Raw genomic sequence first — 23,280 nt, 5'->3', positions numbered from 1 at the left:
CGGGTAAAAATAAAACATGACCACAAATATCCACGACCAACGCATACTTATTTTGGATTTTGGCTCGCAATACACGCAGTTGATAGCACGTCGTGTTCGCGAAATTGGCGTTTACTGTGAGCTTTGGGCTTGGGATGTGACCGAAGAGCAAATCCGCGAATTTAATCCTCAAGGGATTATCTTGTCAGGCGGCCCAGAGTCAGTAACTGAAGAAGGCTCACCACGCGCGCCTGAGTACGTATTTGAAGCCGGCGTGCCTGTGCTGGGCGTGTGCTATGGCATGCAAACCATGGCAGAGCAACTAGGTGGCGGCGTGCTAGGCTCAGACAAACGTGAGTTTGGTTATGCACAAGTTGAAGTGATTAAGCCAAGCCCACTGCTAGATAAAATTGAAGACGCCATTGGCGATAACGGTGCGGCGCTTCTTGATGTATGGATGAGTCACGGCGATAAAGTGGCCGCTATTCCTGAAGGTTTTGAAACCATCGCGCAAACCGCTTCTTGCCCACATGCAGCAATGTATAACGCCGAAAAGCAATTTTACGGTGTGCAGTTCCACCCTGAAGTGACTCATACGCGTCAAGGCATGCGTTTGCTAACCCACTTTGTGATGGACATTTGTAAATGCGAAAAGCTATGGACTGCTGGCGCGATTATTGAAGATGCAATAGAGCGTATAAAAGAGCAAGTGGGCGATGAAGAAGTTATTCTTGGTCTTTCAGGCGGCGTAGATTCTTCAGTAACCGCAATGCTGCTTCACCGCGCTATTGGTGACAAACTTACCTGTGTGTTTGTTGACAATGGCTTGCTTCGTTTAAATGAAGCTGACCAAGTAATGGAAATGTTTGGTGACCACTTCGGTTTAAACATCATCCGTGTTGATGCTGAAGGTCGTTTCTTAGACCGCCTTAAAGGCATTGAAGACCCTGAGCTTAAACGTAAAGCTATTGGCAATGAGTTCGTTCGTGTATTTGACGAAGAAGCGGGTAAGCGTGAAAACGCGAAGTGGCTAGCGCAAGGCACCATTTACCCAGACGTTATTGAATCAGCCGGTTCGGCAACGGGTAAAGCGCACGTCATCAAATCGCACCACAACGTTGGCGGCCTTCCAGAGGATATGGAGCTAGGCCTTGTTGAGCCACTGCGTGAACTATTTAAAGACGAAGTACGCAAAATCGGCCTTGAGCTAGGTTTACCGTACGACATGCTTTACCGTCACCCGTTCCCAGGCCCAGGCCTAGGTGTTCGTGTTCTTGGTGAAATTAAGAAAGAATATTGCGACTTGCTACGTCGTGCTGACGCCATCTTTATTGAAGAGCTATACGCAGCCGATTTGTATCAAAAAGTAAGCCAAGCGTTTACCGTATTCCTTCCTGTGCGCTCAGTAGGCGTAATGGGTGATGCACGTAAATACGACTGGGTGGTTAGCCTTCGTGCAGTTGAAACCATCGACTTTATGACAGCTCACTGGGCACACTTGCCTTATGACTTCTTAGGTAAAGTGTCGAATCGTATTATCAATGAAGTCGATGGCATCAGCCGCGTGGTATACGACATTTCAGGTAAGCCGCCAGCAACAATTGAGTGGGAATAACCTGCTTATAGCTGAATTAAGAAAGAGCCCTCGGGCTCTTTTTTTTGAAATTAATTATTGTGAGTTTCGCGTTTTGCAATCGATACTGTAACTGTATGGGAATAAATATAACCGTATTGCAATTAATACCTTCACTGTAACCATAGCGTCATAAAAATATAATCTAATGACGCGTCTTTCTTACAATAATACTAAAGGTTAAGCCGTGTTCAACTACACTAGCATCAGCCGTTTGGTCATGACGCCAGTTCTCGTCAGTTTCCTCACCCTTGTGCTGTTAAACGGTGCATCGATTCTAAAGTCTTTCTCGCTGCTCAATTCGTTCGACGAACTAGAAAATACACTTGTTCAATCTGAGCGCGATGTTAATACCACACTAAGTACATTCAAAACCCAGGTTCAAGAGTGGAAAAATGTGTTACTTCGTGGACATGAAAAGGAAAGTAGAGAGAAGTACTGGGAACGCTTCAAGCAGCGCGAAGCGGAAATTACTCGCCAGTTTGACCAAATGCTAGCAAACGATGTAGTTAATGAAAGTATTAAAGCAGATATTAGGCAGTTTCAAAAAGCCCATGCTGTTATGGCTACGAAGTATCGGGAAGGGTATGACGCTTTTATCAACTCTGGGTACGACTCGAAAGTGGGCGACAGCTACGTTCGAGGTATTGATAGGGAGCCAGCTAAATTATTAGCGGGCATTGCTGGGGATATTGCAACCGATTCAGCTGATGCCATAGCGCAGCTTAAAGCAAATACCCGGGCTATGCTTTGGGCCATCATTCTTGCTGCTATTGCTTTGTCTGTTGTCTCGGTTGTGTATGTTATTGCTCGCCTGCGTTCACAGGTGATTAAACCAACGAAACAAGTGGCAGCGTGTATTTCAAACCTTGCCAATAGCCGTTACGACTATAATTTAACGTATTCTAGCGACCATGAATTAGGGATGTTAGCTAATTCTGCACGCGCACTTCAATTCAAACTGAAGGACTCGGTTGCGCAACTTCAAGAAGCAGAGAGAGAAATGGAGAAAGCATTCGGTACGCTGGGTAACGTAAGTCAGTCAATCATGGATGGCGCAAACGGCCAATGCGACGCATCAAGATCTCTTGACAGCAGTACCGATAAGCTTAAAGAAATTGTTCAAAATTTAGTGGCGATAACTGATCAGGTAGCGGTAGCTACAAACAACTCTGAAAAGAATGTGGCAAGCTGTTACGCCACATTTGAAAGTGCTAATGCTGGGTTTAAACAGCTTGCTAAAACCGTGACCGAATCAAGCAACATAGTCTCTGAACTACAAAGTAGAAGCACTAATATTCTAAAAGTCGTAAACGTCATCAACGAAATTGCCGACCAAACTAATTTGTTAGCACTTAATGCGGCAATAGAGGCAGCAAGAGCAGGGGAGCACGGTCGTGGTTTCGCTGTAGTCGCAGACGAAGTGCGTGCGCTTGCGGCTAAAACGCAGCAGTCTACCAAAGAAATTAACGATATATTAAGCAGTTTTGAGGCCGAAGCCAAAGGCGCAGTTGCAGCCATGGCATCGGGTAAACAGTTATCAGATAACAATGCGGCAGAGGCTGCAACAGCGCTTGAAACACTTAATAACGTGGTAAGAGATATTCAAGAAACCGCGAGCGTCGTTATTGCACTTAACGAAGCTGCAGACGAGCAAGAGGCCGTTTTACAACAGGTAGAAGCGATAATTAGTAATGTAGTTACGTCTTCAGAAAAATATCACCAATTAGCCCAACGGGATGACATGTCGCGCTCTATGAAGAGTATGTCAGACAACGTTGAAAAAGTAGTGAATAGTTTGACCCGCTAGCGGCGCTTTGTCAGTATAAAAAATTCATCGACCAAAAGGAGCGTTATGCTCCTTTTTTAATTGCTTTTAAAGCGAATGTATTTAAGAAATTGTACTTTTAACAATGACAACGCCTTTAGTATTTCATCCCATATATAGTCAGTTAGACCTTCCAGAGCGCCATCGATTTCCCATAGAAAAGTATGTAGGGATCCGCGATGAGCTTTTAAGGCGAGGCGTAGACGATTCCCGCTTCGTTACGCCTGCACCTGTCGATTTGTCGGCACTAACGACGTACTACAACTCGGATTATGTTCATGCGCTTACCACTGGTGCACTGGATAAAAAAGCCATGCGCCGAATAGGTTTTCCATGGTCACAACAGCTAATCGAGCGAACTCGAACCGCCGTTGCTGGCACCTGCTTAACAGCAACACTGGCACTCGAACACGGAAAAGCCCTCAACTTAACGGGGGGGTATCATCACGCATTTGCAGATTTTGGCTCGGGTTTTTGTTTATTTAATGACTTATACCTTGCTGCCAAAACTATGCAGCAAAATCCGTTAATCGACAATGTACTTATTGTCGATTTGGATGTTCATCAAGGTGATGGAACGGCAAAGCTTGCAGAAAATGATCATGATATCTGTACCTTGTCCATTCACGGAGAAAAGAATTTTCCATACCGTAAGCAGCACTCTGATATTGATATAGGACTGGCTAAAGGCACCGAAGACGCCGAATATTTAGCAACGCTAGAACAAGCGCTTACGTTAGCGATTCGGCAATTTCAGCCCGATGCGATTATTTACGATGCTGGCGTAGACGTGCATGTAAATGATGACCTAGGGCATTTGCACATTTCTACCGAAGGCGTATATGAAAGAGATAAACAGGTGTTCTCTTTGGCCGAGCACTTGGGGGTTCCTATTGCAGCTGTTATTGGTGGTGGCTACCAAAGAAATATTGCTGCGCTGGTTGACGTGCACATTCAGCTCTATCGCGCCGCGGGTGTGATTGCTTAGGTAACAAAAAAAGCGCGCTAGTAAAAAACGTAGCGCGCTGTTTGATAGAAACGACCAACGAATACTTGCTTATAAGAACAATAATTGGAAACCAATACCAATTCGCTCTTGTGAACGATTGTAGTCGATGAGTGAGTCACCATAACCATTGAAATACTGCAGCATTACTTCATATCTATCCGAAATAGGATAGGTGAAGTCTAACTGAATACTGCCCCGATTATCACCAAAATCAAGATTGTTTCTCAAAAGCGCTAGCACTTTAAAATCGCCAACTTTTCTACCGTAGCCAAATTCCATTCGACCGTAAAAGTCTTGAATATCAGGGTTATCATCGCCAGTGGGGTCTGATGGGTCTTCTTTTTCGTCTTCAGGAATGCGATACCACGTTTTAAAGTAATAAATATCGTCGTCGTCACTAAAAACAATTGAAGCGAAAATACGGTTCCAGCTTCTAGAGCGCAGCCCGCTCTGACCGTTAGACATGTGGTTAAACCCTACTTGGAACGTATTAAACTTGTACCCAAGTACAGAGTAGTCAGCTGTTTCCTGCCAGAACACTTCTGGCTCGTAGTTTGTTTCACGAAACGGCTTTGATGCCTCGCTGTTGTATAGTTGCCAGAAAGACGTTAGCGTGAAACCAAAATACAGACCATCAAACCCAGTATCTTCCAAGAAAAGCGGTAGCTTCGCACTTACTTGAAACTTCGCTTCTTTATTATCAACGTTTTCTTCATTTAGCTCTTCGTTGCCAAAGGTATTCGGGTTAGATACATAGGTGATGGGCAAAATGTAGTTTTGTCTGTGCTGCGTGATGGCAAATACATTATCTAAGGCTTCTTTATCACCCTCTAGGCGATTGTCCAAGGCACTTTGTGTGACGGTATCGCGCTTTATAATATCAATAACTTCAATGCCGCTATCCTCTTGCGAGAGGTAGCTGTTGTCATCTTGCGCTGAGCTTTCCTGTTGGTTTTCTTCTAGAGTTTGTTCTGTGCGATTAACTTCTGAAGCGTTCTCTTGTGCGTTTACAGATAGGGAAGCAGCAAGCGCTGCCCACATTAACAAAGGCTTTAACACTGACACCTAATAAATCTCCGTTTTGGGTGGATGGAACTAATGCTTAACTGAAGTCCAGCGTTTGGCCTTCTGAAGATGCGAATAATTGTAAATTAGACTCTGCCACTGTGACGTATTCATTACAATGGTTTACGACATCATCTATATCGTCGTCAGTGCGTTCTGGATCATGACTGTATAGCGCTAACCTCTTTGCATTACTCGCCATTGCTAGTTTTACTGCCTCTTCAGCGACAGAGTGGCCCCATCCGTTTTTTGCCGGCATGTCAGACAACATATACTGCGCATCATGAATGAGAAGATCTGCATCGCGCGCAAACTGAGCGAAATCGATAAAATCAGTTTCTTTCTTATAGGGAGGATAAAGCTCGTTATCTGTGATGTAGGCAACTTTGGCTCCATCGGCTTCAATGCAATATGCACTGCCTCGGCCTGGGTGGTTCATCGCTAAACGAGTAATGGTTGCGCCACCTACTGTAAATCGAGTGGTCGTTTCAGGTATATCTATCAGTGATATGTTTGCTTTCAGCGCGCTTCTAGGTACAGGAAATAGCGACCCTTCCATTTGTTTCAGAATTTGGTCAGGCTCATTCAGTTCGGTTTGACCAGGATAAATATTGATATCCCGTGACGCTTGATAAATGGGTGTAAAAAAGGGAAAGCCTTGAATGTGGTCCCAGTGATTGTGGCTTAATAGAATATGAATTGGTGTGTCTTTTTGAACGAGGCGTTCACCTAACAGACGAATACCAGTACCAGAGTCGAGGACGATATCAGTACCGTCCTCAAGCTCAATGTGAACGCACGCCGTGTTGCCACCATAGCGGACGTAAGCTGCTCCCGGAGTTGGGATTGACCCTCTTACGCCATAAAATGTTAACCGCATACGCCCTCTTTTTCTTATCTAACGGACAAGTTCAGAAGTTAGAGTGCGGCTACAAAGTCTTTTGCTGCGCTAAGATCTAATAACTGCTTCTCGCCAGTGTGTCTATTTTTATACTCAACCTGTTGATTATCTAGGTTTCTTTCACCAATGACAATGCTATGCGGTATGCCTATTAACTCCATATCATTGAACATGACACCCGGGCGTTCTTTTCTATCATCAAACAACACTTCTACGCCAAGCGCGACAAGCTGTTCGTAAAGGGCTTCTGCCGCTTCTTTAATACGATGAGACTTGTGCATGTTCATTGGTATTAAAGCAATTTTAAACGGTGCGATAGCATCTGGCCACTTTATGCCAAATTTATCATGGTTTTGCTCGATAGCGGCGGCGACAATTCGAGACACACCTATTCCGTAACAACCCATAGTAAGCGTTTGGTGTTTACCTGATTCGCTTAGTACACCGCAATTCATAGCCTCTGAATATTTGCTACCAAGTTGGAAAATATGGCCAACTTCAATACCACGTTTTATATCAAGAGTGCCTTTACCGTCAGGTGAAGCATCGCCCGCTACTACATTGCGAATATCAACGCCTGTTGTATCTTCAGACCAGTTTACATTGATGTTCACTTTACCGCCTGCACCTGCACCTGTGGTGAAATCGGCTAGGGCAGCAGCGCTTGCGTCAACATACGTTGGAACAGGTAAGTTAGTTGCGTCAGCGAATAGTGGTGATACACCGAGAATGTCTTTTGCTTGTTCGAAAGACGCTTCAACAAGCGGGCTTGCTACGCCGTCTAATTTCTCTGCTTTTACATCATTTAGTTCATGATCGGCACGAAGTACAAGGGCTACCCATTTATCAGAAACAACTTCTTCGCCTTTGCTATCTACTTCGTTAGCGGCTTTAACTAATACTACTTTAACGGCGTTTGCGGCTTCGGCTTCTACGCTTTTAAGAATCGCATTAAAATCTTTGCCTTTGGCATCTTTGGTTTCAACCGCAGCGCCAGATGCATTTGCTTTCTCAGGAGCAACCGCTTCGGCCATTTCAACGTTGGCTGCATAATCACTGTCGCTTGAAAAGGCAATGTCGTCTTCACCTGATGCGGCAAGCACGTGGAATTCGTGAGAATGATTGCCACCAATTGAGCCAGAATCAGCGATTACGGCTCTGAAATCTAAACCCATGCGCGAGAAAATGGCACAGTAGGCGTTGTACATTTTCTGATAGGTTTCTTCTAAACAGCTGTCTTCTAGGTGGAAGCTATACGCATCTTTCATGGTAAATTCGCGGCCGCGCATAATACCGAAACGCGGGCGTACTTCGTCGCGGAATTTAGTTTGAATTTGATATAGATTCAGTGGCAGTTGCTTATAGCTGCTGATTTCGTTACGCACAAGAGCAGTAATGACTTCTTCGTGTGTAGGGCCAAGTACAAAATCACGCTGGTGGCGGTCTTTAACGCGAAGCAATTCTGGGCCGTATTCTTCCCAACGACCAGACTCTTCCCACAAATCAGCAGGTTGCACTACTGGCATTAGCACTTCAATAGCCCCTGCTTTGTTCATTTCTTCTCGAACAATATTGGCTACTTTGTTAAGTACACGAAGACCAGAGGGCAACCAAGTGTAAAGACCCGAGGCAAGTTTTCTGATCATACCAGCTCTCAGCATAAGCTGGTGGCTGATAACCTCTGCATCTGCAGGCGTTTCTTTCTGCGTGGCAAGCAAATATTGACTAGTGCGCATGTAAAGCAGGTTTCCTGTTAAATTCGTATTTTAAATTATGAGTGTGAAGACCTTTTTTAAATTTCACGTCGCAAAACACAAAGCTGCGAAGTGTCTGTTGTGCAAGGAAGGGCATCACACGCTTTGGCGTATTCTAATTAACTGTGAGCCATTACGCCACAGACTGTTACTACTATTAGTAGAATTATCCCAATTGAACGAGTTCAGTCACCCACACGGCGGCATTTTTGATTACGAAACCCACATCAATATCGTATAGCGTCACGCGATAGGTTTTTTCATCGTTATCTAGGTGTTGCTTATAAGCAGGGCGTGGATCTTGCGCCAGCACAGAAGTAACTAGCGAGGAAAAGCCGTTATGCTTTGCTTCTATTTCACGTAGTGCTAGTTCTAGGTTCGAGGAAAACAACACATCACGGTTTGGTATGGGGTTTATCTCGTCAAGTTTATCAAAGGCATTAGGCACGCTGTCAGCGTAAGAAATATAAGGCTTAATATCGACAATCGGGGTGCCGTCGACTAAATCTACGCCTTCCACAACAAGTTGTGTTGCTCCTTCGGTGTGAATCAGCCCTTTATTTTCCACTACAGACATGCCGATACCATTTGGCCTATGCGTACTTCGACTTGCAAGTACGCCCATGGTGGCGTTACCACCAAGGCGAGGGGCTTTAACCGTATTTTTCCATCCACGGTCTATATTTTGGTGAAAAATAAAAAGTAGCCACAAGTGACTGTAATTCTCGATTCCCTTCAACATCGTTTTTTCATTAAAGCCATCTTCAAAGGTAACAATGCCTTGAGCTTTCGCTAAATTAGGTTGCCTTGGAATGGCGAATTTTTGTTTGAAAGGCGTAGCGACAGTGGCAATGGTCGATACTGAAAATGAAGAATGTGTGTTCACACGTTAGCCTCAACTCAATCGAAAGTGTGGAATACTGTCATAATATTCACACAAAGGGTGGGTAAAATAACAATCTCAGTGAAAATTAAGCCAAATTGAACACTCAGTTAGTCATAAGTGAAATGTTTATTTGGTGTTCCTTGGAGTAATCCAATATTTTGGGCCTGCTTTACACACGAAACAAAACCTTTGTGTTCTATAGAGCAGGCTTGTCTTTTTTTATTGCCTCAAGCACGCTTTCGAAATACGGACAGCCAAGCGCCTGCGCTTTTTCAATATTGTGACTGAAAATTTTCTCGGCATCCTCTTCCTTTTTCATGTAGCGCGTAATATCGGCTTCTCGAATTAGATGCAAAAGGGGGTAGGGCGAACGATTCGTGAAGTTTTCTGCGTCGGCTACATCGCTGCCGTCAAACACATAATCGGGGTGAAAACTGGCAAGTTGGTAGATGCCGCCATACCCCCAGTCGTTCATCATTTGTTCGGCAATGGCTAACACGTCAAGGTACTCGTCAAAGCTAGCGATTGATGGGTGAGTGAGTGCTACTAATGTAGTCGCAGTATCTGTATTCTCCTCCAAATGCCTTAGTTCATCGTAAAGCGATTGAATGATATCGCCAGCATCACCAGAAATTACCACGCATCGAATCTGGTTCGGTGTTCTTACATAGCGCGCAAAAGGACAGAAGTTGTGTTTGATTACGATATCATCAACCCATTTTAGCGTTGCATCAATTACGTGTCTGTCGCACGGCGAGGAAGAAGAGTCTGCCATAGATAATTCGGTTAAGTAGAGTGTTAATGGTTAAAAAGCGAAGTATAAAACAAAAAAGGCAGAGTTTTTCTCTCTGCCTTAAAGAATGTTACTTAGTGCTTTAAGAATGAAATTTTACGTAGGCTTCTAAGGTATTTTCAATCAAACTTGCGACCGTCATTGGGCCTACGCCGCCTGGCACGGGGGTAATCCAACCAGCGCGCTCTTTTGCTTTCTCGAATTCTATGTCGCCAACTAGCGAACCATCGTTAAGGCGGTTGATACCCACATCGATAACAATTGCACCCGGTTTCACCCAATCTCCAGGAATAAAGTTAGGTTTGCCCACCGCAACTACGAGTAAATCGGCACGTTGTACATGGCTTTTTAAGTCTTGAGTAAACTTATGGCAGGTAGTAACCGTACAGCCTGCTAACAATAGCTCTAAACTCATTGGGCGGCCCACAATATTTGATGCACCTACAATTACTGCGTCTAAGCCTTTCACCGGGCGCTTAGTAGATTCAATCATGGTCATGATGCCTTTTGGCGTGCAAGGACGTAGCGCTGGAATGCGTTGTGCAAGGCGACCAATGTTGTAAGGATGGAATCCGTCTACATCTTTATGAGGATGGATACGCTCTAGTACTTTTTCTGCGTTTAGACCAGCAGGCAGAGGAAGCTGCACCAAAATGCCGTCTATCTCATTGTCTTCGTTTAACTCGTCTACTAAATTCAACAACGTTTCTTCTGTAGTGTCAGAAGGAAGATCAAAAGAGCGCGAGACAAAGCCCACTTCTTCACAGGCTTTACGTTTATTAGAAACATAAACTTGAGACGCAGCGTCGCTGCCTACTAAGACAACGGCTAGACCAGGCTGTCTTTTACCAGCTTGAGTCAGTGATTCAACATAGGAAGTTACGTGTTGGCGAACTTGTTTGGCAATTAATTTGCCGTCAATAAGATGAGCGGTCATAGTCTAGTGTGTTTCTTTTGTAGTTGGTTATCTGAATGGGTGATCAACAAGTGTCCATCATTGTTTCATAAAACCAGACTAATACTCTAGCAATTATTAGGATATCGCTAGCGCAATTGATAAAAAAACACAATGTAATTCGCGAAGGTCTACCAAAGTAAATGTCTGCCCTTCACAATCATCGCAATTTTATCGTAGGTAACTAGGTATGCTTTATGTGACTAAAAGCAAAGTAAATAGCAATAAACTAAGGCCTAATTGTTTAAAAAAACGTGATAATGGATGCTTTGTGAGCGGTTGATGATTTTATTTGAAAAAGTGTTTGACGAGGTGGGGGGATGTCAGTAATATTCGCACCCCGTAACGGCACAGAGGCTTACGCTTCAGTATCGGAACGACAGTCGGTGAGTGGCGCAGCTTGGTAGCGCACTTGTTTTGGGTACAAGGGGTCGCAGGTTCAAATCCTGTCTCACCGACCATTTTTGCAACGAAGATTCGTAAGCGCCCGTAGCTCAGCTGGATAGAGCAACGGCCTTCTAAGCCGTGGGTCGCAGGTTCGAATCCTGCCGGGCGCGCCATGCGAGTCAGGTAGGTCCTGGCAGAAAGGCTGAATTTTCGTGTTTACATTGCTAAAATAGAGCATGTAAGTTGCAAACCCCCTATGGTGGGCGTAGCTCAGTTGGTAGAGCCCCGGATTGTGATTCCGGTTGTCGTGGGTTCAAGTCCCATCGTCCACCCCACTTTTTCGCGGAAGTGGTGGAATTGGTAGACACGCTGGATTTAGGTTCCAGTGCTTCACGGCGTGAGAGTTCAAGTCTCTCCTTCCGCACCATATTTTCAAGCTTTACCAAAAGCTTTTCAAAATATCTCTGTCGGTGAGTGGCGCAGCTTGGTAGCGCACTTGTTTTGGGTACAAGGGGTCGCAGGTTCAAATCCTGTCTCACCGACCATTTTTGCTTTATTCGGTTATACATTACATATAGTTCAGCAAATTAAAACCTGAACCATAAATGTGTAAACTGGTGTCGTTAGTATCGGGCAGTTTTGTTAGATCCTGACAGCTCGATTGATGTGTATGTGTTTTACAATTCACACAAACACAGATTTAGGATTACTGTGGTGGGCGTAGCTCAGTTGGTAGAGCCCCGGATTGTGATTCCGGTTGTCGTGGGTTCAAGTCCCATCGTCCACCCCACTTTTTCGCGGAAGTGGTGGAATTGGTAGACACGCTGGATTTAGGTTCCAGTGCTTCACGGCGTGAGAGTTCAAGTCTCTCCTTCCGCACCATATTTTCAAGCTTTACCAAAAGCTTTTCAAAATATCTCTGTCGGTGAGTGGCGCAGCTTGGTAGCGCACTTGTTTTGGGTACAAGGGGTCGCAGGTTCAAATCCTGTCTCACCGACCATTATTTCTAGTTTCACTATCTCCTTCTTACACAACAGCAATATTGCGCTGTTTTTCTGCTATTTCAATCGCTACATTTGCTATTTGTTCAATTAGCAATCAAATGGTTGTTACAAACTTGTGTTTGCCTCTCGACTCTTGTGGTATGCGGCTGTATACTACCGCGTCTTTTTTTAACCAGTACGTTTGTTTCAGGTTGGTTTTAAGACACGATTTTGTGTCCTAGCTTTGATTTTATAAACGTCGAATAACGACCTCTACCCCGGAGTGATATGCAAAAAATGCATGACGGGAGAGGGGATTGAGAACAAAACGCCTGTAAAGGCGTATAGTTGAGGTAACATAATGCAAGTTTCAGTCGAGACGACCCAGGGTTTAGAACGCCGTCTTACTATCACCGTTCCAGCTGACACGGTTGATTCAGCAGTTAAGTCACGTCTACAGCAGTTGGCGAAAACACAACGCATCAACGGCTTCCGTCCAGGTAAAGTACCTGTAAACGTAATCAAAAAGCGTTTCGGCCAAGCAGTTCGCCAAGAAGTTGCTGGCGACGTTATGCAGCAAAACTTTTACCAAGCAGTAATTCAAGAAAAAATTCAGCCTGCTGGTATGCCAAAGTTTGAACTGACTAAAGACGAAGACGGTCAGGACTTAGAATTCACAGCATCTTTCGAAGTTTACCCAGAAGTGGAAGTAAAAGGTGTTAGCGAAATCGAAATCGAAAAGCCAGTAGTAGAAATTACTGATGCAGACCTTGATAACATGATGGAAACGCTTCAGAAGCAGCACGCAACTTGGAAAGAAGTTAAGCGTAAAGCGAAGAAAGACGACAAAGTTATCATCGATTTCGTTGGCTCTATCGACGGTGAAGAGTTTGAAGGCGGTAAAGCTGAAGACTTCGCACTTGAGCTAGGTAAAGATCGCATGATCCCTGGTTTCGAAAAGCCACTTGTTGGCGCGAAAACGGGTGAAGAAGTAACGATTGAAGTAACTTTCCCTGAAGACTATCACGCTGAAAACCTAAAAGGTAAAGACGCAGTTTTCCAAACGACTGTTAAGAAAGTAGAAGGTCTGAGCCTTCCAAAAGTTGACGAAGAGTTTGCTAAACTATTTGGTGTTGAAGAAGGTGGTGTTGACGCACTTAAAGCAGAAGTTCGTAAGAACATGCAGCGCGAACTAACACAAACGCTTAAAGCACAAGTTAAAGAAGACGTTATTGCTAAACTAGTTGAAGCTAACGAAATTGATATTCCTCAAGCGCTTATCGACCAAGAAGTAAATGCTCTTCGCGAGCAAGCTAAGCAACGTTTCAGCCAACAGGGCGGTGGCCAAAACCTTCCGGACCTTCCTGCTGAGTTGTTCACTGATAACGCTAAACGTCGCGTATCTATTGGTCTTCTTCTAGGTGAAGTGATCAAGCAGAACGAACTTAAAGCAGACGAAGCGAAAGTTAACGAGATGATCGAAACTGCAGCTTCAGCGTATGAAGATCCACAAGAAGTTGTTGATTACTACAACAATAATCAAGAACTTATGCAGCAAATGCAGAACGTTGCACTTGAAGAACAAGCTATTGAGTGGGTTCTTGAGCAAGCAAAAGTTACTGAAGTAACTAAAGCTTTTGACGAGGTTATGAACAAACAGGCGTAATTTTTTACTGTCTGATTGACAATACTTGTCAGCAACTGCTTAAATGCTCGGAACCTTCCGAGCATTTTTGTTTTTAACGCTAGATAATCAAGGTAGCTATGACTAATACCCCGTTTGACCCAATGAATGCACTTGTTCCTATGGTTGTTGAGCAAACCTCTAAAGGTGAACGCTCATACGACATCTATTCTCGCCTATTAAAAGAAAACGTAATTTTTTTGGTAGGACAAGTTGAAGATCACATGGCCAACCTTATCGTTGCTCAAATGTTGTTCTTAGAAGCTGAGAACCCAGAGAAAGACATTTTCCTTTACATCAACTCACCAGGTGGTTCTGTAACTGCTGGCATGGCCATTTATGATACTATGAAGTTTATCAAGCCAGACGTGAGCACAGTATGTATGGGCCAAGCTGCCAGCATGGGCGCATTCTTATTATCTGCAGGAGCAAAAGGTAAGCGTTATTGTCTACCTAATTCGCGCGTAATGATCCACCAACCGCTTGGTGGTTTCCAAGGTCAGGCATCTGATTTTGAAATACACGCGAAAGAAATTCTGTCTATAAAAGAGAAATTGAATCGCCTAATGGCAGACCATACTGGTCAAGACTATGAAAAAGTAGCGCGTGATACCGATCGTGATAACTTCTTGAGTGCAACTGAAGCAAAAGAATACGGGCTTGTTGACCAAGTTTTAGCAAATCGATCTGACGTAGCCGCAACTAAGTAGTATAGTTATAGTAGACCTGAGCCAATGCAAAGTGCGTTTAGGTTTTCGGCTCAGGCAAGGCAGAGGCAAAAGTAATGAGTGATAAGCAAAGCGGTGACGGTGATAATAAGCTACTGTACTGTTCGTTTTGTGGCAAAAGCCAACACGAAGTAAGAAAATTAATAGCAGGCCCGTCGGTTTTTATTTGCGACGAGTGTGTTGAGTTATGTAACGATATCATTCGCGAAGAAATTAAGGAAATTGCGCCAAAGCAGAAGCAGGACGCATTACCTAAACCAAGTGAGATTCACGCTCACCTTGACGATTATGTTATTGGTCAAGAGCATGCGAAGAAAGTTTTGTCAGTGGCGGTTTACAACCACTACAAGCGCTTGCGAAATGGCGATGTTCACGAAGGTGTTGAACTAGGTAAAAGTAATATTTTGCTAATTGGCCCTACAGGTAGCGGTAAAACGTTACTTGCAGAGACGCTTGCGCGTTTACTTGATGTGCCATTTACAATGGCTGACGCAACGACACTTACCGAAGCCGGTTATGTGGGCGAAGACGTCGAGAACATCATTCAGAAGCTACTTCAAAAGTGTGACTATGACGTTGAAAAAGCGCAGCGTGGTATTGTTTACATAGATGAAATAGACAAGATTTCTCGTAAGTCTGACAACCCTTCTATTACGCGCGACGTTTCAGGTGAAGGTGTTCAGCAGGCGCTTCTTAAACTAATTGAAGGTACGGTTGCCTCTGTACCACCGCAAGGTGGACGTAAGCATCCGCAGCAAGAGTTTTTACAGGTTGATACCTCTAAAATCTTGTTTATCTGTGGTGGAGCGTTTGCAGGTCTTGATAAAGTTATCGAACAGCGCGCTCAAAAAGATACGGGCATTGGTTTTGGCGCTACGGTTAAATCGAAAGATAATAGCAAGCAAATCAGTGAGCTGTTCAAGCAAGTTGAACCTGAAGACTTGGTGAAGTATGGCCTAATTCCAGAGTTTATTGGACGTTTGCCAGTTGTTACTAGTCTTGAAGAATTAAACGAAGAAGCATTGATTCAAATTCTACGCGAGCCAAAAAATGCAATCACCAAGCAATATGGTGCATTGTTCTCGATGGAAGACGTTGAGCTTGAGTTCCGCGATGACGCCCTAAATGCTATTGCTAAGAAGGCAATGGAGCGTAAAACTGGTGCACGTGGCCTTCGTTCAATTGTTGAGGCGGTGTTGCTTGATACCATGTATGACCTTCCAACAATGGAAAATGTCAGTAAAGTCGTAATTGATGAAACGGTAATTCGTGGCGAGTCGAAGCCAATTCTCATTTACGATAGTAATGACAAAAAAGCGGCATCTGAATAAGAGTTCGTTTTATGAAAGGGCCCTAAGGGGCCTTTTTTTGTTTTAGCAAACAACTGAGCTCTCTCTTCGTTTTAATAGCCCTTTTTAACGTTTTATCTGCTTATTCGATACCCCTTTAAAATTGTTCACCAATTTATTAAATCCCGCTGTTTAGCGGTTTTTGCTTTCCTATGTGGGTGAAATAACTGAAAGATGACTGATATTTGAACGGTTGTGGCCATTCTGTCCATCCTTTCTACTAGATTTGTCAGATAGGTATTGCCTTACGCTGCAAAATCGATAATGGTTATAGGTAGAGCAGGGAAGGTAAGGTTAAGGAATTAACGCACTTTAATAAGTTTCGATTGAACTTTGCTCTTGCATCCCCATATAAAAATGACATTTCAAACTAATTGAGAACAAGTATGACAGTTGAGCGTGAAAATCGCATTGAAATTCCTGTGCTTGCCTTGCGGGACGTGGTTGTCTACCCGCATATGGTCATACCCCTATTTGTTGGGCGTGAGAAGTCAATTCGTTGCCTTGAAGCGGCGATGGACAATGACAAACAAATCTTTTTAGTAGCACAAAAAGATGCAGGCGTTGATGAACCTGAAGCAGACGATATTTATACCGTAGGTACCATCGCTACTATATTACAACTTTTAAAGCTGCCAGACGGTACCGTTAAAGTTTTAGTAGAAGGTAGTGTACGTGGTGAGATTGAAAGCTATAAGCAGTCTGATCCTTTCTTTGTTGCTCATGTAGACAAACAAACTGACGAGGGTATTGATGAGAGCGAGCAAGAAGTTCTTATCCGCTCTGCGGTTTCTCAGTTTGAAGGTTACGTAAAGCTAAACAAGAAAATTCCACCTGAGGTGCTGACTTCACTTAATGGCATTGAAGATGCGGCCCGTTTGGCTGATACCATGGCTGCGCATATGCCGCTTAAGCTTACTGAAAAGCAAAAAGTATTAGAGATGCAGAGTGTAAATGAGCGTCTAGAATACTTAATGGCGTTGATGGAAGGCGAAATTGATTTGCTGCAGGTCGAAAAGAAAATTCGCACCCGCGTTAAAAAGCAAATGGAAAAGAGCCAGCGCGAATACTATTTGAATGAGCAAATGAAAGCCATTCAAAAAGAATTAGGTGAATTGGACGATGCCCCAGACGAATTTGAGGCCCTGTCTAAGAAGATAGCCGACGCTAAAATGCCAAAAGAGGCAGAAGATAAAGCGAAAGCTGAACTTCAAAAGTTAAAAATGATGTCGCCAATGTCAGCGGAAGCTACTGTACTTCGTAGCTACATTGAGTGGCTGACTAATGTGCCGTGGAACAAGCGTTCACCTGTGAAGAAAGACCTTTCTCGTGCAGAGGGCGTGCTTAATGAAGACCACTACGGCCTTGAAAAAGTTAAAGAGCGCATTCTTGAATATCTAGCCGTTCAACAGCGTGTGAAAAAGCTGAAAGGCCCTATTTTGTGTCTTGTTGGTCCTCCTGGTGTAGGTAAGACTTCACTAGGGCAGTCAATTGCTAAAGCGACAGGTCGCAAGTATGTACGTATGGCCCTAGGCGGCGTGCGTGACGAAGCTGAAATTCGCGGTCATCGTCGAACCTATATTGGGTCACTGCCAGGTAAGTTAGTGCAGAAAATGGCGAAAGTTGGCGTTAAAAACCCACTGTTTTTGCTGGATGAAATAGACAAGATGTCATCTGATATGCGAGGTGACCCTGCGTCAGCGCTTCTTGAAGTGCTTGACCCTGAACAAAATAATAGCTTTAGCGATCACTATCTTGAAGTAGATTATGATTTGTCTGATGTTATGTTTGTTGCTACGTCTAACAGCATGAATATACCTGGGCCATTGTTAGATCGTATGGAAGTTATCAGTCTGTCTGGATACACCGAAGACGAAAAGCTCAACATTGCTAAGAACCACTTAATTGGCAAGCAAATGGAACGCAACGGTCTTAAAGCCAAAGAGCTAGAAATTACTGACTCTGCGGTAATCGGTATGATTCGTTACTACACTCGTGAAGCGGGTGTGCGTAGCTTAGAGCGTGAAGTCTCTAAAGTGTGTCGTAAAGCCGTTAAAGATATCTTGCTTACAAAGAGCAAAGATAAAGTGGTAGTTACACAAGACAACCTTAAAGATTACTTAGGTGTTCAGCGTTTTGACTACGGTAAAGCTGATAAAGACAACCAGATAGGCCAAGTTACAGGCCTTGCGTGGACACAAGTCGGTGGCGACTTACTGACCATAGAAACAACGTCTGTTCCTGGTAAAGGGAAAATGACGTCTACAGGTTCTTTGGGCGATGTCATGCAAGAATCTATTAAAGCTGCGATGACGGTAGTAAGAAGTCGTGCTGAAAAGCTTCGTATTAACGATGATTTCTATGAGAAACGTGATATTCACGTGCACGTGCCAGAGGGGGCAACCCCGAAAGATGGCCCAAGTGCAGGTATTGCAATGTGCACGGCATTGGTGTCTTCATTAACGGGTAATCCTGTGAAATGTGACGTAGCCATGACAGGTGAAATCACGCTTCGTGGTGAAGTTTTAGCCATAGGCGGCCTTAAAGAAAAGCTTCTGGCTGCACATCGTGGCGGTATAAAAACGGTTGTTATACCCAAAGACAACGAGCGCGATTTGGAAGAAATTCCAGAGAATGTTAAGAAAGATTTATCAATCCATCCGGTTAAGTGGATTGATGAAGTTCTCGATATTGCACTTCAGGAACCTGTAGAAAGCTTCGAAGTGGTTAAAAAGTAACTTGAATAAGCGGTTGCAATCCTTTGTTTTTAAAGGCGTGCAGCCGCTTTTTTCATTTAAAATTGCAATAATTGAACAAATAATGCTCATTGTGCGAAAGAAAAGCTGATTTTTTTTAAAATAGGGCTTTCAAGTCTCAAAAGTTGTGTTACCTTTAAGTGGTATTCGCTTGAAGCCTTGCCACAAAAGGGATTGCAGCGATTCATTAATAAAGTTAATTAATTGTGACTGAAGCTTGATGTTAATAATCAAGCTTGTTATAACGTCCAAGCAAAATCGTTTTGGACAAACAGTATAATAACAATCGAAGGGGATCATAATTGTGAACAAGTCTCAACTTATCGACCAAATTGCTGCTGGTGCAGACATTTCTAAAGCAGCTGCTGGCCGTGCTCTTGACGCATTCACTGACTCAGTAACAGCGGCACTTAAAGACGGCGACCAAGTTGCACTAGTAGGCTTTGGTACTTTCTCAGTTCGCGAACGTTCAGCTCGCAGTGGGCGTAACCCACAAACTGGTGAGACTATTCAGATTTCAGCAGCGAAAGTTCCATCTTTCAAAGCTGGTAAAGCACTGAAAGACGCTTGTAACTAAGCACAAAAATTATAAAAAAAGGCGATGGCTAGTCCATCGCCTTTTTTATTTGTCAGCCAAATACTTCAATATTGGGGTCAGAGTAAAAACCACTTAACCTCAAAATTAGACGTGTAAACCATACCCAAGTGCTACCCAGGTTTTTAACTTGTTTTTGCATGGTCACTGACTAACGAATCTCGGCACAAATAGTGTGTTTTGGTCGTTTATATTCAGCGTCATTGGGTTATAATCACCGCTTATTTTACCTCTTTCCCACCATTTGTGACGACAAGGGGTGACTGTAGTAAGCAACGGAGTTGAAGAACAATCATGCTAGAAAGAATCAGAGAAGGTTCTCAAGGCCCTTGGGCGATGGCGATCATTGCGCTTATCGTTTTAAGTTTCGTATTCGCAGGTGTTGGTAGCTATCTAACATCTTCCGGTACTACCGCAGTAGCTACCGTGAATGGCGAAGAAATTTCGGCACAAGAACTAGAGCGTGCATACCAAAACCAACGTTCACAAATGGAGTCACAATACGGTGAAAGCATCGCGCAGCTTTTCTCTAGTGAACAATACCTCGCGGAATTCAAAAGAAATGTATTAGACAGGCTTATTGCTGAAAAACTTGTGCAGCAACAAGCGTCAGATATGGGCTTGCGAGTAAGCGATGAGCAAATTCGCGAAACCATCGTGCAAATGCCTGAGTTTCAGTTTGGTGGTCAGTTTGATAACGAGCGATTCCAGTCTATTCTTCGACAAAATGGTTTCCAAGTTGCTGATTTTCGAAATTACCTACGTGTTCAAATGACGCAAAATCAATTGGCTGCAGCTTTGAATAACTCATCGTTTGCGCTAGATGGTGAGGTGCAACAGGCTAATGCGCTTCAACGCCAAACTCGCGACGCGAAGTACGTACTTGTAAGTTCAGATGAATTTGCGAACGCTATCGAAGTAACCGATGCTGACGTTCAAGCGTTTTACGATAACAACATTGCTTCATTTGATACGGAAGAACAAGTTAAGCTTGCTTACGTAAAACTAAATGTTGAAGACTTAAAAAGTCGCGTAACGGTTGATGAAGACGCGGTACGTACCTATTACGAAAACAACCAAGCTAGCTACGGTAAAGAAGAGGAGCGTCGTGTTTCTCATATTCTCATCGAAGCGGGTGAAGATGCAGACGCTGCAAAAGCCAAGGCTGAGTCGTTAAAAGCCGAGCTAGAAAGTGGTGCTGATTTCGCTGCACTGGCAGAAGCTAATTCTGACGATACATTTTCTGCAGAGAATGGTGGTGATTTAGACTTCATCACACCTGAAATGATGGACCCTGCATTCGATGAAGCTGCATTTGCTCTGCAAAACGTTGGCGATGTATCTGACGTAGTTGAAACTGAATTTGGTTTCCACATCATAAAGCTTACAGATGTTAAAGAAGCACAAGTAAAAACATTTGAAGAAGTTGCGAGCGAAATTCGCGATGCGCTTCTTTATGATGCGGCAATGGAAAAATATTTCGAGCTACAAAATACATTAGCAGAGATTGCTTTTGAAGTACCAGATACTCTTGAAGATGCAGCGAATGCCGTTGATTTGCCAGTTCAAGAATCGGTGATGTTCAGTCGAAATACAGCGCCTGCTGAGCTGAGTTCGCCAGGCCTGCTAGACGTTGCTTTTTCTACTGAGCTAGTTGAAGAGCGTGTAAACAGCGACCTTATTGAATTAGACGACGAGACCGTTGTAGTTGCACGTGTTGTTGAGCATCAGCCACAGCGCACGCAATCACTTGACGAGGTGCGCGAAGGCATTGAGGCGTCAGTTAAAGCTGAGAAGTCTAAAGAAGCTGCTGAAGCGTGGGCGTCAGATGTTGCACAAAAGGTTCGTTCTGGCGAGAGCGTAGAAAGCGAATTAGCATCGAAATCTGTTGCGTGGCAAACGGCAACTTCAGTACCAAGAGCGGGCGGCACACTCGCTCGAGCGTTAGTTGATACACTTTTCACATTAGCGCCTGAGGGCGACGCAAAAGTAGACGTTGCAACTACTGTGAATGGCGATGTTGCTGTGGTTATGCTTGAAGGCGTTAATGCGGCACCAGAACTTGAGAACGACTTAGGCGAAAGCCTTAAGCAGCGTCTTGCTCAAGTGCAAGGCCAGCGCCTTTATCAGCAATATATTGATGCGTTACGCGCAAATGCCGAAGTGACGGTATCTGAAACACTTTAGACTGATAAGCATCGCTCTAGTTTAAGGAGTGGTGCTTTGTTAGCATCAAATTAAAAAGCCAGTATCTTTGAGATACTGGCTTTTTTGATCGAACCAAATTTTTTAAATACTTCACGCCAAAGTGTTAGTGAGTGAGAAACAACATTAACGTATAGAAAGCCGCGATAACGCCAGAGAGCACAAAAATATATAGAAAGCCCTGTTTTCCCTGTTCAAGGGTGTATTTATTGGCCTGTAAGTAGCCAAACCAAAGTAAAGAGAGAATGAGGGGAATTAAGACAATAATTTTTAACACAGTAATGCCTTTCTAAAAATAATATTCTATTTATAACAATGTGAGCAGGTTTAGACAAATCCTAACGTTTTGTACCGTTATCTTCACCGCTTATAGGGTACGTTGATAATATCGTTTAGTGCACTTTAACAAGCTTGGACGTAATGTCTTTGTCTCAAAACTGTTATTAACGTGTCACGTTAACCGCGTGTAATAGCATTAAGTGTTACACTAGGTTTTTAGCGTATGTCTATCCAGTCTTTACCGTCATTTATCCAAGCTCGTAGTATTCAAATTGCAGAAGTTCTGATGGCAAGAGAGTCTATAACTCCCGCAGATGCAGGCTGTCAGAGCTACTTAATGTATAAACTAGAAAAACTAGGGTTTGTTTGTGAAAAGCATAAAGTTAATGGCGTTAATAATCTCATTGCAAGATGGGGCCAAGGCCCGCTTCATTTTGCGTTTAGCGGTCACACCGACGTAGTGCCCCCTGGGCCGCTTGATAAATGGAAGTCACCACCTTTTAGCCCAGTAATAAGTCAAAACAAATTATTCGGCCGGGGCGCTGCCGACATGAAAACAGGTATTGCCGCAATGCTCGCTGCAACTGAACGCGTTATTGCGTTGTTAGATCACACCAAGGTGTCATATTGGTGGCTTATTACCAGTGACGAGGAGGGGGAAGCTGAGTTTGGCTCTAAATGGATAGCACAATACCTAGCTTCCCAAAATGTTAAACTGGATATGTGTTTAGTTGGTGAACCATCGGCGACGTCAAAAACTGGTGACACCATTAAGATTGGGCGCAGGGGATCGCTTTCTGGAACCATTGAGGTTACAGGGAAGCAAGGTCATGTTGCTTATCCAAAAACGGCGGTTAATGCTATTCATATTGCCAGCAAAGTAGTGAACGCGCTCACACGGTATTCTTTTGACTCTGGAAGTGATGATTTCCCCGGCACGACACTTCAAGTGACCCATATGGATACTGGTAGCTTTACCGACAATATGGTGCCGAGCGCTGCACGCATAGAGTTTAACGTGCGTTATTCATGGCAGTTCGACCAAGCGAATCTTTCTGCGTTGCTGCGTCAACTAATTCACGAGGTTGATGAAAGCGCCAGTGTTCGCTTTTCAAGACCCTGTGAAGCCTATTTTACTAAGCCTCGAACCGGGCCCCGAACTGGGCCTCGTACTCTTAATTCAGATAATCAGACAAAGCCTTGCCTGATTGCCAACGTTGAAAAAGCAGTGCGGGAAGCAACAGGCCGATACCCTGTGGTGAGTACATCAGGCGGCACGTCAGACGGTCGTTTTTTCGCTAATGCACATACCCAAGTTGTTGAATTGGGCGTACCTAACGCTACTATTCACCAAATTAACGAACACATTCACTTATCAGATTTGCTCACCCTTGAAGATATTTATGGCGATATCTTATTGAGGGTAGCGAGTTTATGATCGCTAATACTGTTTAATTATTTTGAAACAGACAAAGTTAAAAAAGGGAGCGTTTTTATAACGCTCCCTTTTT

Annotated in this window: 16 protein-coding genes and 8 tRNA genes; 18 read left to right on the top strand and 6 right to left on the bottom strand. The window is 43.8% G+C overall.

Annotation, left to right across the window (positions count from 1 at the left end; genetic code table 11):
• The first annotated feature begins 16 nt into the window (after nt 1-16).
• The 3 genes from guaA to ACHUFN_RS04630 all read left to right on the top strand — a co-directional run bounded on the left by guaA (nt 17) and on the right by ACHUFN_RS04630 (nt 4,428).
• Nucleotides 17-1,594, top strand: coding sequence for a glutamine-hydrolyzing GMP synthase (gene guaA, locus ACHUFN_RS04640; protein ID WP_394221136.1), 1,578 nt, complete (start codon nt 17-19; stop codon nt 1,592-1,594).
• Between the two features lie 205 nt (nt 1,595-1,799).
• Nucleotides 1,800-3,422: a methyl-accepting chemotaxis protein gene (locus tag ACHUFN_RS04635; RefSeq protein WP_394221135.1), complete on the top strand. Its 1,623-nt coding sequence runs from the start codon at nt 1,800-1,802 to the stop codon at nt 3,420-3,422.
• Between the two features lie 103 nt (nt 3,423-3,525).
• A complete protein-coding gene (locus tag ACHUFN_RS04630; RefSeq protein ID WP_394221134.1) occupies nt 3,526-4,428 on the top strand; it encodes a histone deacetylase family protein in 903 nt (300 codons plus the stop codon).
• Between the two features lie 69 nt (nt 4,429-4,497).
• On the opposite strand, the gene ACHUFN_RS04625 is transcribed toward ACHUFN_RS04630, so the two are convergent.
• The 6 genes from ACHUFN_RS04625 to folD all read right to left on the bottom strand — a co-directional run bounded on the left by ACHUFN_RS04625 (nt 4,498) and on the right by folD (nt 10,785).
• Nucleotides 4,498-5,514, bottom strand: coding sequence for a phospholipase A (locus tag ACHUFN_RS04625; RefSeq protein WP_394221133.1), 1,017 nt, complete (start codon nt 5,512-5,514; stop codon nt 4,498-4,500).
• A 37-nt stretch (nt 5,515-5,551) separates the two neighbouring features.
• Nucleotides 5,552-6,394, bottom strand: a complete 843-nt coding sequence (locus ACHUFN_RS04620; protein ID WP_394221132.1) for an MBL fold metallo-hydrolase — start codon at nt 6,392-6,394, stop codon at nt 5,552-5,554.
• A gap of 38 nt (nt 6,395-6,432) precedes the next feature.
• Nucleotides 6,433-8,151, bottom strand: coding sequence for a proline--tRNA ligase (locus ACHUFN_RS04615; protein ID WP_394221131.1), 1,719 nt, complete (start codon nt 8,149-8,151; stop codon nt 6,433-6,435).
• Nucleotides 8,152-8,335: 184 nt separating this feature from the next.
• Nucleotides 8,336-9,055, bottom strand: a complete 720-nt coding sequence (tsaA, locus tag ACHUFN_RS04610) for a tRNA (N6-threonylcarbamoyladenosine(37)-N6)-methyltransferase TrmO (protein WP_394221130.1) — start codon at nt 9,053-9,055, stop codon at nt 8,336-8,338.
• Nucleotides 9,056-9,251: 196 nt separating this feature from the next.
• Nucleotides 9,252-9,830, bottom strand: a complete 579-nt coding sequence (locus ACHUFN_RS04605; RefSeq protein WP_394221129.1) for a DUF1415 domain-containing protein — start codon at nt 9,828-9,830, stop codon at nt 9,252-9,254.
• A 100-nt stretch (nt 9,831-9,930) separates the two neighbouring features.
• The gene (gene folD / locus ACHUFN_RS04600; protein WP_394221128.1) at nt 9,931-10,785 is read right to left on the bottom strand and encodes a bifunctional methylenetetrahydrofolate dehydrogenase/methenyltetrahydrofolate cyclohydrolase FolD; all 855 of its coding nucleotides are present in this window, start codon (nt 10,783-10,785) and stop codon (nt 9,931-9,933) included.
• 402 nt (nt 10,786-11,187) lie between these two features.
• Here folD and ACHUFN_RS04595 point away from each other — a divergent pair.
• The 15 genes from ACHUFN_RS04595 to dapE all read left to right on the top strand — a co-directional run bounded on the left by ACHUFN_RS04595 (nt 11,188) and on the right by dapE (nt 23,207).
• Nucleotides 11,188-11,264 (top strand) — tRNA-Pro (locus tag ACHUFN_RS04595).
• A gap of 22 nt (nt 11,265-11,286) precedes the next feature.
• Nucleotides 11,287-11,363 (top strand) — tRNA-Arg (locus tag ACHUFN_RS04590).
• An 86-nt stretch (nt 11,364-11,449) separates the two neighbouring features.
• Nucleotides 11,450-11,525, top strand: a tRNA-His gene (locus tag ACHUFN_RS04585).
• Between the two features lie 7 nt (nt 11,526-11,532).
• Nucleotides 11,533-11,617, top strand: a tRNA-Leu gene (locus ACHUFN_RS04580).
• A gap of 41 nt (nt 11,618-11,658) precedes the next feature.
• Nucleotides 11,659-11,735 (top strand) — tRNA-Pro (locus ACHUFN_RS04575).
• A gap of 169 nt (nt 11,736-11,904) precedes the next feature.
• Nucleotides 11,905-11,980: transfer RNA gene (locus ACHUFN_RS04570), tRNA-His, on the top strand.
• A gap of 7 nt (nt 11,981-11,987) precedes the next feature.
• Nucleotides 11,988-12,072 (top strand) — tRNA-Leu (locus ACHUFN_RS04565).
• A 41-nt stretch (nt 12,073-12,113) separates the two neighbouring features.
• Nucleotides 12,114-12,190: transfer RNA gene (locus ACHUFN_RS04560), tRNA-Pro, on the top strand.
• 344 nt (nt 12,191-12,534) lie between these two features.
• On the top strand, nt 12,535-13,839 hold the full coding sequence (gene tig, locus ACHUFN_RS04555) for a trigger factor (protein WP_394221127.1): 1,305 nt from the start codon (nt 12,535-12,537) through the stop codon (nt 13,837-13,839).
• Between the two features lie 98 nt (nt 13,840-13,937).
• Nucleotides 13,938-14,567, top strand: coding sequence for an ATP-dependent Clp endopeptidase proteolytic subunit ClpP (gene clpP, locus ACHUFN_RS04550; RefSeq protein ID WP_014950147.1), 630 nt, complete (start codon nt 13,938-13,940; stop codon nt 14,565-14,567).
• Between the two features lie 74 nt (nt 14,568-14,641).
• Nucleotides 14,642-15,916: an ATP-dependent protease ATP-binding subunit ClpX gene (gene clpX, locus ACHUFN_RS04545; protein WP_394221126.1), complete on the top strand. Its 1,275-nt coding sequence runs from the start codon at nt 14,642-14,644 to the stop codon at nt 15,914-15,916.
• Between the two features lie 404 nt (nt 15,917-16,320).
• Nucleotides 16,321-18,672 carry an endopeptidase La gene (lon, locus tag ACHUFN_RS04540; RefSeq protein ID WP_394221125.1) on the top strand — a complete coding sequence of 784 codons (2,352 nt, stop codon included), beginning with the start codon at nt 16,321-16,323 and terminating at the stop codon, nt 18,670-18,672.
• Nucleotides 18,673-18,994: 322 nt separating this feature from the next.
• A complete protein-coding gene (gene hupB / locus ACHUFN_RS04535; protein ID WP_012518978.1) occupies nt 18,995-19,267 on the top strand; it encodes a nucleoid-associated protein HU-beta in 273 nt (90 codons plus the stop codon).
• A 312-nt stretch (nt 19,268-19,579) separates the two neighbouring features.
• Complete coding sequence (locus ACHUFN_RS04530) at nt 19,580-21,472, top strand: SurA N-terminal domain-containing protein (RefSeq protein WP_394221124.1); 1,893 nt, start codon at nt 19,580-19,582, stop codon at nt 21,470-21,472.
• Between the two features lie 520 nt (nt 21,473-21,992).
• Nucleotides 21,993-23,207 (top strand): succinyl-diaminopimelate desuccinylase, encoded by a 1,215-nt coding sequence (dapE, locus tag ACHUFN_RS04525; RefSeq protein WP_394221123.1) that lies wholly within the window; start codon nt 21,993-21,995, stop codon nt 23,205-23,207.
• The last annotated feature ends 73 nt before the right edge of the window (nt 23,208-23,280 follow it).

The organism is Alteromonas gracilis (assembly GCF_043642145.1).
Lineage (GTDB): Bacteria > Pseudomonadota > Gammaproteobacteria > Enterobacterales > Alteromonadaceae > Alteromonas > Alteromonas gracilis_B.
Note: the sequence above shows the minus strand (reverse complement) of the source record. Positions and strands in the feature narration are given on the sequence as shown.

Excerpts from the sequence above, each read along its gene's own strand:
- guaA (WP_394221136.1), top strand. The coding sequence starts at position 17 with ATGACCACAAATATCCACGACCAACGCATACTTATTTTGGATTTTGGC.
- ACHUFN_RS04620 (WP_394221132.1), bottom strand. The coding sequence starts at position 6,394 with ATGCGGTTAACATTTTATGGCGTAAGAGGGTCAATCCCAACTCCGGGA.
- dapE (WP_394221123.1), top strand. The coding sequence starts at position 21,993 with ATGTCTATCCAGTCTTTACCGTCATTTATCCAAGCTCGTAGTATTCAA.
- folD (WP_394221128.1), bottom strand. The coding sequence starts at position 10,785 with ATGACCGCTCATCTTATTGACGGCAAATTAATTGCCAAACAAGTTCGC.
- tig (WP_394221127.1), top strand. The coding sequence starts at position 12,535 with ATGCAAGTTTCAGTCGAGACGACCCAGGGTTTAGAACGCCGTCTTACT.
- clpX (WP_394221126.1), top strand. The coding sequence starts at position 14,642 with ATGAGTGATAAGCAAAGCGGTGACGGTGATAATAAGCTACTGTACTGT.
- clpP (WP_014950147.1), top strand. The coding sequence starts at position 13,938 with ATGACTAATACCCCGTTTGACCCAATGAATGCACTTGTTCCTATGGTT.
- ACHUFN_RS04615 (WP_394221131.1), bottom strand. The coding sequence starts at position 8,151 with ATGCGCACTAGTCAATATTTGCTTGCCACGCAGAAAGAAACGCCTGCA.
- ACHUFN_RS04530 (WP_394221124.1), top strand. The coding sequence starts at position 19,580 with ATGCTAGAAAGAATCAGAGAAGGTTCTCAAGGCCCTTGGGCGATGGCG.
- lon (WP_394221125.1), top strand. The coding sequence starts at position 16,321 with ATGACAGTTGAGCGTGAAAATCGCATTGAAATTCCTGTGCTTGCCTTG.
- ACHUFN_RS04630 (WP_394221134.1), top strand. The coding sequence starts at position 3,526 with ATGACAACGCCTTTAGTATTTCATCCCATATATAGTCAGTTAGACCTT.
- ACHUFN_RS04605 (WP_394221129.1), bottom strand. The coding sequence starts at position 9,830 with ATGGCAGACTCTTCTTCCTCGCCGTGCGACAGACACGTAATTGATGCA.